This is a genomic window from Sorangium sp. So ce1335, from assembly GCF_051521615.1.
In the GTDB taxonomy this organism is placed as follows: Bacteria; Myxococcota_A; Polyangia; order Polyangiales; family Polyangiaceae; genus Sorangium.
The window spans coordinates 3,059,970-3,075,520 of record NZ_CP150363.1 but is presented as its reverse complement, the minus strand read 5'-3'; the positions used below and the strand labels follow the sequence as shown (position 1 = coordinate 3,075,520).

Annotated in this window: 11 protein-coding genes; 6 read left to right on the top strand and 5 right to left on the bottom strand. The window is 69.6% G+C overall.

Annotation, left to right across the window (positions count from 1 at the left end):
- Positions 1–97: 97 nt before the first annotated feature.
- Complete coding sequence (locus WMF24_RS11490) at positions 98–220, top strand: hypothetical protein (RefSeq protein ID WP_437736434.1); 123 nt, start codon at positions 98–100, stop codon at positions 218–220.
- A gap of 156 nt (positions 221–376) precedes the next feature.
- Here the strand turns inward: WMF24_RS11490 and WMF24_RS11485 are convergent, their stop codons facing one another.
- The 5 genes from WMF24_RS11485 to WMF24_RS11465 form a co-directional block, all read right to left on the bottom strand.
- Entirely contained in the window at positions 377–3,352 is a 2,976-nt protein-coding gene (locus WMF24_RS11485; protein WP_437736433.1) for a glycoside hydrolase family 3 C-terminal domain-containing protein, read from the bottom strand.
- Positions 3,349–5,703 carry an alpha-xylosidase gene (yicI, locus tag WMF24_RS11480; RefSeq protein WP_437736432.1) on the bottom strand — a complete coding sequence of 785 codons (2,355 nt, stop codon included), beginning with the start codon at positions 5,701–5,703 and terminating at the stop codon, positions 3,349–3,351. The genes WMF24_RS11485 and yicI overlap by 4 nt, the downstream gene beginning before the upstream one ends.
- On the bottom strand, positions 5,700–6,467 hold the full coding sequence (locus WMF24_RS11475; RefSeq protein ID WP_437738791.1) for a carbohydrate ABC transporter permease: 768 nt from the start codon (positions 6,465–6,467) through the stop codon (positions 5,700–5,702). Before WMF24_RS11475 ends, yicI begins: the two co-directional genes overlap by 4 nt.
- Positions 6,468–6,583: 116 nt before the next feature.
- Positions 6,584–7,495 carry a carbohydrate ABC transporter permease gene (locus tag WMF24_RS11470; protein ID WP_061618040.1) on the bottom strand — a complete coding sequence of 304 codons (912 nt, stop codon included), beginning with the start codon at positions 7,493–7,495 and terminating at the stop codon, positions 6,584–6,586.
- A complete protein-coding gene (locus WMF24_RS11465; protein ID WP_437736431.1) occupies positions 7,492–8,778 on the bottom strand; it encodes an ABC transporter substrate-binding protein in 1,287 nt (428 codons plus the stop codon). The genes WMF24_RS11470 and WMF24_RS11465 overlap by 4 nt, the downstream gene beginning before the upstream one ends.
- A 305-nt stretch (positions 8,779–9,083) precedes the next feature.
- Here WMF24_RS11465 and WMF24_RS11460 point away from each other — a divergent pair, with 305 nt between their 5' ends.
- The 5 genes from WMF24_RS11460 (at position 9,084) to WMF24_RS11440 (ending at position 15,435) form a co-directional block, all read left to right on the top strand.
- Complete coding sequence (locus WMF24_RS11460; RefSeq protein ID WP_437736430.1) at positions 9,084–10,835, top strand: DUF4215 domain-containing protein; 1,752 nt, start codon at positions 9,084–9,086, stop codon at positions 10,833–10,835.
- A gap of 1,124 nt (positions 10,836–11,959) precedes the next feature.
- Positions 11,960–12,262 (top strand): hypothetical protein, encoded by a 303-nt coding sequence (locus WMF24_RS11455; protein ID WP_437736429.1) that lies wholly within the window; start codon positions 11,960–11,962, stop codon positions 12,260–12,262.
- Between the two features lie 268 nt (positions 12,263–12,530).
- Positions 12,531–13,055, top strand: coding sequence for a hypothetical protein (locus WMF24_RS11450; protein WP_437736428.1), 525 nt, complete (start codon positions 12,531–12,533; stop codon positions 13,053–13,055).
- 65 nt (positions 13,056–13,120) lie between these two features.
- Entirely contained in the window at positions 13,121–14,050 is a 930-nt protein-coding gene (locus WMF24_RS11445; protein WP_437736427.1) for an HTTM domain-containing protein, read from the top strand.
- A gap of 86 nt (positions 14,051–14,136) precedes the next feature.
- A complete protein-coding gene (locus WMF24_RS11440) occupies positions 14,137–15,435 on the top strand; it encodes a flavin-dependent oxidoreductase (protein ID WP_437736426.1) in 1,299 nt (432 codons plus the stop codon).
- Positions 15,436–15,551: the final 116 nt, after the last annotated feature.

Here is a 15,551-nt window from a genome sequence, read left to right as displayed (position 1 = left end):
ATGACCGGATAGAGCGTGAGCTCGACCGTGGCAGGCCGGGAGGCCGGGCAGTCCTCGCCCCCGCAACGCACCATTCCCGCGCGGAACGGAGGCGGCGATGCGGCTTCGGGCAAGCTCATTCCTGCGGTGCCACCGGCACCCCGAGCAGCCGACCGATCGCATCGTGAATGACCCGGGCTGCCACGTCATCGCCGACGGCGACGGCGCTGCTCAGGGATGAAGGTGCACGGATGGAACGATGGTTGCCGCCGGTGGAGCTGTCGCGGCAGGAACAGGCGCTCATGAAACGGTTGACCCGGGTGCGAGCCCTGTTCGGCTTTCTCAGGCTGCACCGGCACGAGCTATTCGACGAGACGTTCCAGGAGCAGCAGCTGCCTCAGTCGATCGCGAAGGTGGACAGGCGGGCGGCCCCACGGAACACGAGGTAGACGTCGCGTCGCCCGTGAGCGCCGTCGAGCTCGGCGGTCGCGGTGGCGTATGCATACACGTCGCCCGTGCTCGGCACGACGGCGGTCCCGACCAGCTTGCCGCGGACCGGATCGTCGAGCCGGATCTCGACGAGCGCGTCGCCCGCCTCGGCGCGGGCGAACCCGCCGCTGAAGTGGCTCGCGCCGCTGCCCAGCTCCACATCGGAGAAGCGGAGCCAGCCGCCCGCGGTGGCGCCTACGGCATCGCCCCACTCCATGCTCTCGTCGACCAGCTCGATGCCGGCATGGTCGTCGAAGTCGACCGCCCGCGTCTCGCGGGCGAGGTCGCGCGCCGGGATGCGCTCGCCGCGCACGCGCACGGTCGTGCGGCGGCGGATGTCCGCCGAGGAGGAGCCGACCATCAGCTCGACGCCAGCCGCCTCGAGCACCCAGCGGCCCCGAGTCACGTCCCAGTGGGCGAGGTCGGAGGCGGCGAAATCGAGCTCGACCGTCCGCTTCTCGCCCGGCGCGAGGTGGACCCGCTGAAACGCCCGCAGCTGCTTGGCGGGCTGCGGATCGCGCGACGACGGCTGGCGGCTGTAGAGCTGAACGACCTCGTCGCCGGCCCGCTGGCTCCTGTTCGTGACGTCGACGCGCACCGAGATCGTGTCGCCGGCCTGGACCGACCGGGCGCTCAGCTGGAGGTTGTCATACCCGAAGGTCGAGTACGACAGCCCGTACCCGAACGGATAGAGCGGATCACCGTCGAAGTAGAGATACGTCCGCCGGGCCTTGATGATGTCGTACTCGAGGATGTCTGGCAGGTCGTCCGCCGAGCGGTACCAGGTCTGGGTCAGTCGCCCGGCAGGGTTGTGGTCGCCGAAGAGGACGTCGGAGATGGCATGGCCGGTCTCCTGGCCCGCGTGGGTGGTCCACAGGATGGCAGGGACGTGGGACTTCTCCCACGGGATGGTCATCGGATAGCTGGTCTCGAGCACGACGATGGTGCGCGGATTGGCGGCGAGCACCGCCCGTACCAGGGCGGACTGCCCCTCGGCCAGCGCCATCGTCGTGCGGTCGTGATCCTCCCGCCCGTTGATGAACGGCATGCTGCCAACGACGACCACGGCGGCATCGGCGCCTGTCGCCGCGCGCACCGCTTCATCCACGCCGCTCCGGACCAGGTCGACCTCGAAGCGAGCCGCGTCGGCCGCCTCGGTCGCGGTCAGGGCGAGCGCGCCGTCCTCGGCGATGGTCAGGTAGACCTCGGGTCCGGCCCAGTCGAACGCCTTCTCGTATCCGGCGTAGCGGATGACATGCGTGCCGTCGCCCTGCGGCTCGAGGACGAACTGCTGCTGGACGAACCAGTCGTAGGGCTGGGCGGCGCGGTTCGCGAAGTTGGCGCCGAAGTTGAAGCGGTCGACCACCTTGCCGTTGGCCGCGCTCCGCAACGTGACGATGCCCTGCCCCCAGTCGAACACGTCGAACTCCTCGGTGGGACCCGCGCTGGCAGCGCTGACGCGGAGGATGTCCCCGTCGTCGTCCGCGCCGGCGGTCACGTAACGGCCGCTGGCGACGTCGCGCAGCACGATCCGGTCCACGCCCTCGCTGGAGAGGATCGTGGCGCCGCCGAGCCGCTCGCGGATGCCGGTAAGGGGCGTGACCCGGTACGGGAGCGCCCCGGAGTACCAGTCCGTGTAGAGCGTGTCCGAGAGAGGCCCGACGACCGCGATCCGCCGCGTGGCCGACGGGTCCAGCGGCAGGAGGCGACGCTTGTTCTCGAGCAGCACCATGGCCTCGTCGGCGGCCCGGCGGGCCAGCTGGCGGTGCGCCGGGCTGTCGATGACGTCGGGCCCGATACCGGCGAAGGGGCCCCCCCCCGGATCGAAATCGCCGAGCCGGAGGCGGACGGAGAGGACGTGCTCGACGGAGGCGTCGATGTCCTCCTCGGCGAGGAGCCCTTGCGCGAGCGCCGAGCGGAGGGTCTCGATGGTGGGCGCGCTGTCGTTGTTGTCGACGGTGAAGCTGTCCACGCCGGCCAGGAGCGTCGCCGCGAAGGCCTCCTCCTTCGTGGCGAAGTACCGCTGCGAGCTGGTCAAGTTGGAGGGGGCCCAGGCGTCGGACACGTTGTAGAGCGTCTTCTGCGTCCAGCTCCGCACGACGTCATTGAGATCCGGATTGACGGTGGCCGGCCTGCCGTTGACCAGGTTGTAGGAGGTCATGACGCCGGTCACGGCGTCGGCGGCGATGGGCATCTTGAAGGCCAGCTCGTCATACTCGTGCTTCACGCGCGGGCGCAGGTTTGACGACGTGGTGTCACGGCGGATCTCGTTGTTGTTGGCGAGATAGTGCTTGATGACCGGCGCGGTCTTCAGGTAGAGCGGGTGGTCCCCCTCGAGGCCGCGCCCGTATGCGGTGGCGATCACACCGGAGAGGAGCGGGTCCTCGGAGTAGCCCTCCTCGTTGCGCCCCCAGCGCGGGTCGCGCAGGAGGTTGACCACGGGCGCCCATACCTGCAGACCCCAGACGCGAGGGGCGAGCGCGTGATAGCCGCGAACCTCGTCTCCGACAGCCTCGCCGACCCGCAGGATGAGATCCGGGTTCCAGGTCGTCGCCAGGCCGATCGCCTGCGGGAACACCGTGCCGGTCGCCGTCACGACGGCGCCGCCGTTGTCGCGATCGGTCGACCAGGCCACTCCATGCAGCGCCTCGGTGCCGGCCTTGAAGTCCGGAATGCCGAGCCGCGGAATGGCAGGCTGGAACTGATGCAAGAGCGAGAGCTTCTCGTCGAGCGTGAGCCGGCCGAGCAGGTCGTCGACGCGGACCTCGATCGGCAGACCGGGGTCCTGGAACGGCAGCATGTCACCCGCGCTCGAGTCCGACGGGTGCAACGCCAGCGCGAGGGCGAACGGAACGGAAGCAGTGATCAAGCGAGATCTCTTCATCGGTCGTCTCCTTTGGGGCCGCGTGCCGTGGCTGAGCCCTTCTCTTCCAGCGTGATGACCAGCTCGCCGCCGGCCGCCCTGACCAGCGCTCCTCCCGGGTGCTCCGCGCTCTCCCCGCCTTCAACGGCCACGACCCGGCGGTTGACGAGGAGAACGTTCCAGACACCTGGGGCGCCCGCGGCCTCCACCCGCATCACCGGGCCGCGCCGAGACGTGGTGAACGTCGTGACCGCGTCCCCGTCCGCGCCCGGGATCACCGTGGTGACGCGGGCGCCGTCCGCCGGCTCGACCACGCGCAGCGTCACCCCGTTCGCATGGTCGTAGTCGGGACGGTCCTCCACCGCGCCCTCGGGGATCACCGCCCCCGGCCGGACGAGCAGCGGCACGCTGTCGAACCCGTGGCGCTCGCGCACCCAGCGGCCGCCCTCGACGCGCTCCCCCGTGAGGTAGTGCGTCCACACGCCGCGCGGCACATAATAGGAGACCTCCCCGTCGGCGGAGAAGACGGGCGCCACGAGCAGGTCGTCGCCCAGCATGTACTGCCGCTCCAGATGCGTGCAGGCCGGGTCGTCCGGGAACTCGACGACCATCGCGCGCATCATCGGTAAGCCCTCGCCGTACGCCTGCCGCGCGGCCCCGGCCAGGTACGGCATCAGCCGCATCTTCAGCCGGCTGAAGCGCCGCAGCACCTCCACCGACTCCTCGTCGAACAGCCATGGCACCCGGTAAGAGCGGCTCCCGTGCAGCCGGCTGTGCGACGACAGCAGCCCGAACGCGATCCATCGTTTGAACAGCGCCGGGTCGGGGGTGCCCTCGAACCCGCCGATGTCGTGGCTCCAGAAGCCGAAGCCCGACATGCCGAGCGACAGGCCGCCCCGCAGGCTCTCCCCCATCGCCTCGAACGTCGACTCGCAGTCGCCGCCCCAGTGCACCGGGAACTGCTGCCCGCCCGCCGTGGCCGAGCGGGCGAACACGACCGCCTCGCCCTCGCCGCGCCGCTTGCGCAAGAGCTCGAACACCGTCTGGTTGTAGAGGTAGGCGTAGTAGTTGTGCGCGCGTTCCGGGTCGGACCCGTCGTGGTAGACGACGTCGGTGGGGATGCGCTCGCCGAAGTCGGTCTTGAAGCAGTCCACGCCCATGTCGAGCAGCGCGTCGAGCTTGGCGGCGTACCACGCGCGGGCCTCGGGGTTGGTGAAGTCGACCACGGCCAGGCCCGGCTGCCACAGGTCCCACTGCCACACGTCGCCGTTCGGGCGCCGCAGCAGGTAGCCGCGCGCCCTGCCCTCCTCGAACAGCGGCGAGCGCTGCCCGATGTAGGGGTTGATCCAGACGCAGATGCGCAGGCCGCGCCCCTTGAGCCGGCGCAGCATCCCGGGCGGGTCGGGGAAGACGCGCGGGTCCCACTCGAAATCGCACCACCGGAACTCGCGCATCCAGAAGCAGTCGAAGTGGAACACGCTGAGCGGCAGGTCTCGCTCGGCCATCCCGTCGATGAACGAGGTGACGGTCGCCTCGTCGTAATCGGTGGTGAACGAGGTGGACAGCCACAGCCCGTAGGACCAGGCCGGCACCCGCGCGGGCCGCCCGGTGAGCGCGGTGTACTTGCGCAGGATCTCCCTCGGCGTCGGCCCGTAGATGAGGAAGTAGCGCATCGATTGGCCCTCGACGCTGAACTGCGCCCGCGCCATCGCCTCGGAGGCCACCTCGAACGACACGCGCCCGGGGTGGTCGACGAACACGCCGTAGCCCGCGTTGGTGAGGAAGAACGGCACGTTCTTGTACGCCTGCTCGCTGGACGTGCCGCCGTCGGCGTTCCAGATGTCCACGGCCTGCCCGTTCTTGACCAGCGGCCCGAACCGCTCGCCGAGGCCGTACACGAAATGGTCCACGCCGAGGTCGAGCTGCTCGCGCACGTAATGGCGGCCGTCGTCGGTGTCGATGATCGCCATCGCCTTCTGCGCGCTGCCGGTGAGGCGGCGGCCCCCGGCCAGGAAGTCCAGCCTCCACCCCTCGCGGCGCCCGACCCGCACCGACAGCGCGCCGGAGGTCAGCGTCGCCGCGTCCTCGTCCACCGTCACCTCCCCGGTCGGGTCGGTGGTCAGCTCGAACGCCGGGCCGCGGGGCCGCTCGCCCGCGAAGTGGGTGATGGTGACGCCGATGACGCCCGGCATCGGGGATGCGCAGGAGACGGTCACCACCGGGCCCTTGAGCAGGTCGCCGCGGTGCCGGATCCGCTGGACGGGCGCGTGCACGACGAACGTCGCCGGCCCGGCGTCGATGTCGAGGACCTCCGCCGGGTGAGCCGCGTGCACGCCTTTGCGCATCATCCAGTAACCGTCGCTGAACTTCATTCCTTGATCGCTCCTGCTGTGAGGCCGCGCGACAGCGTGCGTTGGAAAATGAGAAAGAAGACGACGGTCGGCAGCAGGCCGAGCAGCGCGGCGGCGCTGGACATGGTGGCGTCCATCAGCCGCTGGCCCTGCAGCACGCCGAGCGCGACCGAGACCGTCTGGTTGTCGTTGGAGATAAGAAAGATGAGGGGGATCAGGAACTCGTTCCAGGTCCAGATGAAGAAGAAGACGAGCATCACGGTCAGCGTGGGCCACACGACCGGCACGACCACCCGCCACAGGATCTGCCACCGGCTCGCGCCGTCGATCCGCGCCGCATCCAGGAGCGGCCGGGGGAACGCCGACATCACCGACGACAGCAGGTAGGTGCCGAACGCGCTCTGGATGACGGTGAACACGATGATGACGCTGATCCGGGTGTCGTAGAGACCGAGCTTGTTGGCCAGGGTGTACAGCGGGTAGACCAGCGACTCCTGCGGCAGCGTGTTGGCCATCAGCAAGAGGACCAGCACCCACATCCGGAGCTTGATCCGGCCGACGCCCAGCGCGTAGGCGTTCAGCACCGACAAGAGGACCGCGAGCACGGCCACCGAGCCGCTGATGAGCAGGCTGTTGAGCAGGACATCGCCGAAGCCGACGCGCTCCCAGAAATTCCTGATCCCCTCGAGATAGACTCCCTCCGGCGGGGCGAGCGGGCCATTGGCGGTGTACTCCTCCGGCGTCTTCAGCGCGTTGAAGACCACCACGGCGAAGGGGATCAGCATGATCCCGGCGAGCGCGCTCAGCGCCACCAGCACCGCGTAGGCCGACGGGCCCCGGCGGCGCCGCCGCGGCCGGCTCCGCGCGGGCGCGCTCACCGGGCTTTGGGCCAGCGCCACGGTCACTGCTCTTCCCCCAGCTCACGGCCCTGCAGCCGCAGGAAGGTGATGGTGAGCGCGAGGATGAGCAGCGTCAGCACGGTGGCGATCGCCGAGCCGTAGCCGACGTCGGTCTTCTCGAAGAAATGGACGTAGGAGTAGTAGGACGGCACGTTGGTCGCGCCTCCTGGGCCGCCCCTGGTGAGCACGAAGATGTGCGGGAACGCCTTGAGCGCCGCGATCGTCGTCCACAGCAGCACCACGAAGATCTCGGGCTTGATCTGCGGGATCGTGACGTGCCAGAAGCGCTGCGCCCACGAGGCCCCGTCGATCTCGGCCGCCTCGTACAGCGAGGGGTCCACGCGCTGCAGCCCGGACATGAAGATCACGAGGGGGAATCCGATCTGGATCCAGACCATGACCCCCATGACGCTCCACAGCGCGGTGGCGGGATCGCCGAGCCAGTCGTGCGCGAGCGAGCCGAGCCCGATCGCGTCCAGCAGGTCGTTCACCGCGCCGTTCTCGGGGGCGAGCAGCCAGCTCCAGACGATGCCCGCGATGACGATCGGCAGGACCTGCGGCAGGTAGATGCAGGCGCGCAGGACGCTGGCGGCGCGCGGGCCGAAGTGCCGGTCGATCAGGTCGGTCAGGGCGGAGGCCAGCACGAGCCCGATCATCGTCGGGATGATCGCCATCCCGACGATGACCAGGATATTGTGACGGAACGACGCCCAGAACTCGCCGTCCGTCGCCAGCTCCCGGTAGTTGTCCAGCCCCACCCACTTCGGGGTGCCGACGCCGGCCCACTCGGTGAAGCTGGTCCCGACGTTCATCAGGAACGGCGCCCCGATGACCCCGGAGAACAGCAGCAGTCCGGGGATCAGGTAGGGCAGGTAGGCGAGCCCGTCACGCCCTGTCGAGCTGCGTGCTGTCACTTGGGCAGCCCGCTGTCGTACGTCTTCTGGATGCCGCCGAGCACCGACTGCGGCGGATCGCCGTTCATGAGCTTCTGGGTATGCGAGACCCACTGGTCGTAGAAGCCCGGGACCGGCCAGTCCGGGTAGTACGAAAGGCCGCTCGACTGGGCGAGGGTGTTGAAGCCGTCGATGAGCTTCTTGGCCCTGGGCTCGGTGATGGCCGCGCTGTCGGCCGCCACCGGGACGCCGCCGGCGTTGCCGAGGATGTCCTGGATCTTCTTCTTCAGCGTGATGTCGATGAAGTCGTAGGCCAGCTGCTTGTTCTTCGCTCCCGCCGGGACGACCCACAGGTTGCCGCCCGAGCCGAGGGTCATCTTGGCGCCGGGCCACACGGAGGTATCCCAGTCGAATTTGGCCTCCTTGGCCACGCGCCCGAACCACCAGGTCCCGGAGAACATCATCGGGAACTTGCCGCTCATGAAGCCCACCCCGGCGTCCTCGGCCTTGGTGCTGACCGAGCTCTTGGCGATGTAGCCCTTGGTCACCCAGTCGGCGAACGTGGTCGCCCCGTGCGTCCAGGCCGGGTCGGTGAAGTCGGTCTTGCCGGTGTAGCGCTGGAACGCGTTCACCCACGGCTGGTCGGCCTTGTCCAGCGCGAGCTGGTAGACGTACTGCTGCGCCATGTACTCGGCGCCGGCGTTGGCCAGCGGGGTGACGCCCTTGGCGACGAACGCGTCCATCGCCTTGGTGAGCTCGTCGAACGTGGTCGGGACCTTGATGTCGTGTTTCTTGAACAGGTCCTTGTTGTAGTAGACCAGCGTGTACTCGGCGTAGTTCGGCACGCCGTACCACGTGGAGCCGCCCATGATGCCCTTCTCATCGTACTTGGCGACGACCTGCACGCCCGGGCCGATCCGCTTGTCCCAGCCGCGCTTGGTTGCCTCGGGCGTGAGGTCCTGGAGCAGGCCCTGCTTGGACAGCAGCCCGGCGGTCGCGTTGCCCTTGTTGTACTCCATGACGTCGGGGGCGCTGCTGGAATTCAGGATCATGGGCGCGGTCTTCTGGATCTGCTCGAAGCCCTTCTCCTCGAGCTTGACCTTCACGCCCGGATGGGTGGCCTCGAACTCCTTGATGGCCTCGTTCCAGGCCACGCCCATGGCGCTGCCGGGAGCCTCGTAGTGCCAGACCCGCAGCTCCTTGCCGCCGGACGCGCCGTCGTCGCTGCGACCGCACGCGGCCAGCGTCAGGGCTCCTGCGGCGAGCACGGCGAGCAGCGCTGCGCCCTTGACTCTTCCGATCATAAAATTCCTCCGGGACGAGAAGTCGACGTCGGCCCTCCTCGTCGAAGCGCTTCGAGTTGCCGGGATGTTTACCCTCATCTTAACGTTCACACAACCGGTTAAGCGGAAGAAAGTCGCTGAACACGCGTCGAAGTTGCCGAGCGTTTACCATCATTGTAAATTTCACACAAACCGGTTAAGTGAAGCTCTTCGCTGACCACGCGTTCATCGAGGCGGAGCGGGTGCGCCGAAGATATCGTCACGCTGCGCCGTGGAGTCAGGCTCACCCGCGTCATGACGGCTCTCTCTTGCGTTGGAGCAGATAGATGAACGTACGACTCGTTGCAGGTATTTTCGTGCTGGCGCTATCGGTAGCCGCGGGATGCGGAGACGATGACGGCCAAGGGGGCGCCGGCGGCAATGGCGGCTCTGGCGGTGACGGCGGCGTCGACGCCACGAGCAACGGAACTGGCACCGGCGGTGGCGGCGCAGAGCCCACCGGCACTGGCGGCGGTGGCGGCGGCGGCGCACAGCCCACCGGCACCGGCGGCGGCGGCGGTGGCGGCGCAGAGCCCACCGGCACCGGCGGCGGCGGCGGCGCACAGCCCACTGGCACCGGCGGCGGCGGCGGCGCACAGCCCACTGGCACCGGCGGCGGCGGCGGCGCACAGCCCACTGGCACCGGCGGCGGCGGCGCACAGCCCACCGGCACCGGCGGCAGCGGCGGCGCCGACCCCACTGGCACCGGTGGCAGCGGCGGCGGCGGCGGGCCGGCGGGCACGCTGTACGAGGCCTGCGCGACGGACGATGCGTGCGCCGGGGACATCTGCCTCTCCGAGGAGGAATTCGGATACCCATCTGGGCTCTGCTCGGTCCTGTGTGATCCGGCGGCCGAGCCAACGCCGGGCGGAGCGTGCGACGGCGGGGTCTGTGTCGATCTCTTCGAGGGCGAGGGCGCGTGTCTCTCGCTCTGCAGCGCGTCGTCAGAGTGCCGCGACGGGTATGCCTGCGAGGACACCGGCGGCGGCATCCGTGCCTGCGTCCCGAGGTGCACCTCGAACGCGCAGTGCCCCGCGCGCGGCGCGTGCGACACCCTGAGCGGCGTCTGCACGCTCGGCGAGACGGACTGCACGAACTACGAGGACGACGACGGGGACGGGTCCTACGACTGCGCGGACACCGAATGCGCCGCGACCTGCACCCCGATCGCCGAGGCCGCCTGCGCGAGCGCGACACCCATCCTGTCGACGACGATCCACGGCGATACGTCGGGGAGCACGAGCGGGCTGGAAGGGACGTGCTTCCTCGGCAACACGGGGCACGGACCGGAAGAGATCCACCTGTTCACGCCGCCCACCGGGCAGTCGGGCACGCTCGTGATCGAGCTCGAGTCGCCGACCGATCACAGCGTCTACGCCCGCAGCTCGTGCGCGGACATGCGCTCCGAGATCGACTGCTCCGACGAGAGCTCCCCCTATGACGGTCTGCCCGACGAAGAGCGGATCGAGATCTACGTGAGCGACGGCCAGGCCGTGCCGATCGTCGTCGACGCCTACGAGCCGCGGGAGGCCGGTCCCTACACGCTGAACGTCAGCTTCACGCCGATCGTCTGCGGCGACGGGACCGTCGGCTCGATCGAGGAGTGCGACGACGGCAACACCACGAGCGGCGATGGATGCTCCGCCACGTGCGCCTACGAGCCCGACGTGCTGTGCGAGGACGCTGCCGAGCTCGTCATCGGCGAGAACACGGGCAGCACGGCGGCCGGCACGTCGGTGTTCGAAGGCAGCTGCATCGGATGGGACCTGCCGGAGGCGCTCCACAGGTTCACGCCGCCGAGCGACGGCACGCTCACGCTGACGCTGTCCGCTGAGGCCGACCTGGGCTTCTACCTGCGCGAGAGCTGCGCGGACTCGGGCTCCGAGCTCGAGTGCGCCGACGGCGGAGGCCGCGGCGATGACGAGACGCTCGCGATCGATGTCACCGGCGGCGAGCCGCTGTTCGTCATCGTCGACACCTACATGCCGATCGGCGGAGGCCCCTACACGCTCACCGTCGCCTTCACCCCCGTTCCCTGAGCGCCCGCGCGCCGTCCGGCGCGCCAGGGTGCCCTCTCAGGGCTGCAGCACGGGGGCGCCGGAGAGCCCGTCGCCGGCGCGCCCGCGCCGGCAGCCTCGATGTTCCGCAGGGCGCCGAACAGGTCGGCGCCGCCGAGGAGGTCCGACACGAGCGCCGCGCGATGGGTGTACACCGCGGCGCGGCCGTCGGCCGTCGGCGGGCGGCGGCGGTGGCGCTCGCCGAGCACCCGGCTCGCGCTCGGATGCTTCCGGGGCGCTTCGGCACGCAACCGTCGCGCGCGGGCGAGTCGGTAGAGCTTGCGGGCACTGGCGAGCGGCAAGGCTCCGGCAGCGAGTCGACGCGAACGGCGGGCTCGACGTTCGGTCCAAGCTTGCTCACCGCTCCGGTGCCACCGGCAGCCCGAGCAGCTGACCGATGGCCTCGTGCACGACCCGGGCGGCCACCTCATCCCTGAGGGCGACGGCGCGGCTCAGCGTGCCGGCGAGCAAGGCGACGACGGCCGCCCGAGGCGACGGATCGACCGTCGCGAGCTCCCCGGGCCCGAAGTCCGGCGGTTGGGCCCATGCCCTTCGAACCGGTGCGATCCGTCGTCACGCCCCCTTCAAACTTCGGGGAAAGTGACGGATCGCGACGGTTCGCCCCCGCGAAAGAGTCCCGCCAGAAAGACCGGTCGACAACGAGCCGTCGCCGGAAGCAGCAGCAATTTCCATAGCTTCCGCCTGCTTCGCCGCCGAGGGCTGCCCCGGTGTGGCCCAGCGGGGCGCCCTCCGCCGCTGCGTCGCCCGCGGTGACGGGCTCGCGGCATCCTCGGTCCCACCGCACGGCCACGCTGCGCGCGCTGGTTCCTCGCCGGGATGTCTGCATGTTCCTGAACAAGGCCTCCCAGGATCCTGGACGCTCCCTGCCGGGGGTAGGCGCTCGACTGCCACGAATGGCGGGAATGCCGCCGGCGCCGCAGCATCGCAGCGCACCGCCCACGCATTGCGCACCTTCACCTGGTCGACCCATGGTTCATGAAGGATCTGCGCGCTGCGATCAGCAGCCTGCCACGTGCCGTACCGGTCGAGCTCGGCCCGTCTCCTGCATCACCATGGGCGCAACCGAAGCGGGAAGGAGGTGACAAATGAACCATGTGAAATTTCTTGGCCTCATCGCCGTCAGCGCAGGAGTGTGCGGGATCTCTGCGCTTGCTTCCGCGGCGAACACGGTGCCCATCGAGAACCTGAACCTCGTCGAGGAGACAGCAACACCGCCATCGCTCGACAACGAGCGTCATCTTTTCCGGCCGGCTGTCGGCTACTACCGGCCGGCCGCCGGCTACTACCGGCCGGCCGCCGGCTACTACCGGCCGGCTGCCGGCTACTACCGGCCGGCTGCCGGCTACTACCGGCCGGCCGCCGGCTACTACCGGCCCTATCGGCGCTAGAGCAGGTATGGGCCCGACCGTGATGGGCACGGAGTCGGGCGCGGCCATCGAGGAATGCCGGGCCCGCTTTGGCGAGCGCGGCGTCGAACATCACGGGCGATCGCGCTGAGACATCGCGCGTCACGCGTCGCCGCCCGGCCGCGGCCTGCGCTGCGGCCCGGTGGCAACGCGCTGGAGACGCGGGTAGCGAAGGCGGGTGGCACGCCGCGCGCAATACGGCTCCACGGGGGTGAGCTCGATGGACGAGACAGGAAACATACGAAAGCGCTTGCTCTTCGCGCTTCCCGCTGCCGCGATCCACCTCGGGCTGGTGCTCGTGCTGGGTGTGCTGCATGTGCGCTTGCCGTACGGGGGATGGGTGGAGCGCGCGGTGGGCTATTATGGCGCGCTCTCCGGGGCCAGCAGCGCGTACTCCTTCTTCGCTCCGAGCGTCGGGCCCCTGCCCTGGGCCACCTTCGAGGTCAGGGACCGCGCGGGGACGCTGACGACCGAGGTGCTGGAGACAGGAGCGAGCCGAGAAGCGGACCTCCGCGTCAAGAACATCATCAGCATGTACTGGGATGAGCAGGACCCGGCCGAGAGGCGCTCCCTCGTCGCGTCCTGGGCAGCGAAGGTGTTCGCCAAGCACCCGGAGGCGGACAGCGTCGTTGTCCGGCTCGAGAGCTACGACCTGCCCTCGATGGCGGAGTATCGCGCGGGCGACCAGCCGCGGTGGTATGTGGAATATCAGGCCAAGTTCAACCTGAAGGCGCGGCTCGCTGCCGGCGAGATCGACCAAGGGGCGACGCCATGAGGCAGCGGACCTGTACCCTGCGCCTGCCGAACGCCGGAGGGGCAGCTGCGCGCCTGTGGAGCTCGATGGAGCGATTCGCGCTCGCCCCCGCGTCGGCGCGGCCCCTGGCTGCGCTCCGGATCGGGCTCGCGTCGGTCCTCTTGGTGCAGGCGGCGCTGATCGCGCCCATCGCTCCCGAGCTGTACTCGCGTTCGGGCATCGTTCAGGGACAGCTCCTCGACGGGTCTGGCGCGGTCGGCTTCCCCCGGATCGGCCACCTCGTGGATGCATTTTCCCGCTTCGGGGTCGGTGAGAGCTCGGTGATCGCTGGCGTGGGGGTCCTCTACGCGCTGTCGCTGGCTGGCCTCCTGCTCGGCTGGAGGACGCGGCTCTCCGCGGCGTGCGCCTGGCTCGTGCACTTCACGTTGATGATGACCGCGGAGAGGACGAACTACGGAGCGGACCAGTTCGCGCACATCTTCCTGTTCTACCTCATGTTCATGCCTTCGGGCGCTGCGCTGTCGCTCGACCGCGTCTTCGGACGAGCGCCGCCCGAGCCGAGCGCGACAGCGCGTCTCGCGCTGCGGGTGGTCCAGCTGCACCTCTGTCTCGTCTACCTCTCGAGCGGCGTGGAGAAGGCGCTGGGCTCGGCGTGGTGGGACGGCGACGCGATGTGGCGTTCGCTCATGCTGCCCGAGTACCGGCGGTTCGATTTTTCGTGGCTCGCTCACCACGCCTGGATCGCCGCGGCCGGGGGGTGGATGGTGCTGCTCGTGGAGATCGGGTACCCGTTCTTCATCTGGCCACGTCGGACCCGGCGACTCTGGGTAGCAGCCACGGTCGGATTGCACGTCGGAATCGCCGTCTTCATGAGGCTGGATATCTTCGGTGCCATCATGTCGGTGTTCACCGTCGCCGCGTTCGGCGTGAAGGCGGACCCTCGACAGGCGCGAGCGCCCTCGGCCGCTCTTCACCGACGACCGGGTTCGGCGCACGACGCCGTCGGGTCCGGTTGACGGCTGCGGGCAATCTCCTTTATCTGTATCAAGGTGAGGCGCGTCTCCATCGCGCGGCGTCGAGCCGCATGTCTACGGGAGGACTTATGCAAGTGATCGTCGCAGGCGCCGGGATCGGCGGCCTTGCCGCGGCTCTGGCGCTGCACGCCTCGGGCCACGAGGTGACGGTGTTCGAGTCGGCGCCCAGCATCCTGCCGCTCGGGGTCGGCATCAACATCCTGCCCCACGCCATCGAGGTGCTGGGCGAGCTGGGCCTCGTCGAGGCCCTGTTGGCCGACGGGGTGGCGACCCGCGAGATCGTCTATTTCAACCGCTTCGGCCAGCGCATCTGGGGCGAGCCGCGCGGCCGCTTCGCCGGGCATGCCGCGCCGCAGATCTCCCTGCACCGCGGCGCCCTGCAGGGCGTGCTGTTCGACGCCGCCGTCGAGCGGCTGGGCCCCGACCGGGTGATCTGCGATCGGCGCCTCTCGGGCCACGAGGAGGACAAAGGCCGCATCGTGGCGCTCTTCCTCGATCGCGCGGGCGCGGCGTGGAAGGTCCCCGCCGACCTCCTGATCTGCGCCGACGGCATCCACTCGGCGGCGCGCGCCGGCCTCTATCCGGACGAGGGGCCGCCCATCTACGGCGGTCACATCCTGTGGCGGGGGACCACGATGGCAGCGCCCTTCCTCACCGGCGCCAGCATGATCATCGCAGGTCATCAGGACCAGAAGTTCGTCGTCTATCCGATCTCTCCACCGGGACCGGACGGCCGCCAGAGGATCAACTGGGCCGCCGATCTCGCCGTCGCCAGGAACCTGCGACGGGAGGACTGGAACCGTCCGGGCGACCCGGCCGACTTCCTGCCCAGGTTCGAGGACTGGCGCTTCGGCTGGCTGGATGTGCCCGCCCTGGTCCGGGGCGCGGAGGCGATCTACGAGTTCCCGCTGGTCGACCGCGATCCCCTGCCGCGCTGGAGCCATGGGCGCATGACGCTGCTGGGCGACGCCGCCCATCCCATGTATCCGAACGGCTCCAACGGGGCCAGCCAGGCCATCCTGGACGCCCGCGCCCTGGTCCGCGCGCTCGCCGCCCACGCCGACCCGGTGGAGGCGCTGGCCGCCTACGAGGCCGAGCGCCTGCCCGCCACCGCCGCCATCGTCGCGGCAAATCGCCGCAACGGTCCGGAGCATTGCCTGCAGATCGCCTACGAGCGCGCCCCCGACGGCTTCGACCGCATCGAGGACGTCTTCGCCCCCGGCGAGCTGGAGGACATCGCCGCCAGCTACAGGGTGCTGACCGGCCTGAAGCGCGCCACGGAGCCCCCCGTGCCCGGCCTGGCACAGGCGGACCTGGGGAACGGCACATCGGGTGTGTCGTCGACCGAAGCTGGCGGATCCTTCTGATGGTGGTCACGCCTGGTCGCCCTCAGGTTGTTCGGCAAGAAGGGCGGCCGGATGCCGCGGAGCCAGATCGCCGGTCCTGACTCGCCGACGGGGAGAATCTCGCCGGCCTGAAGGAC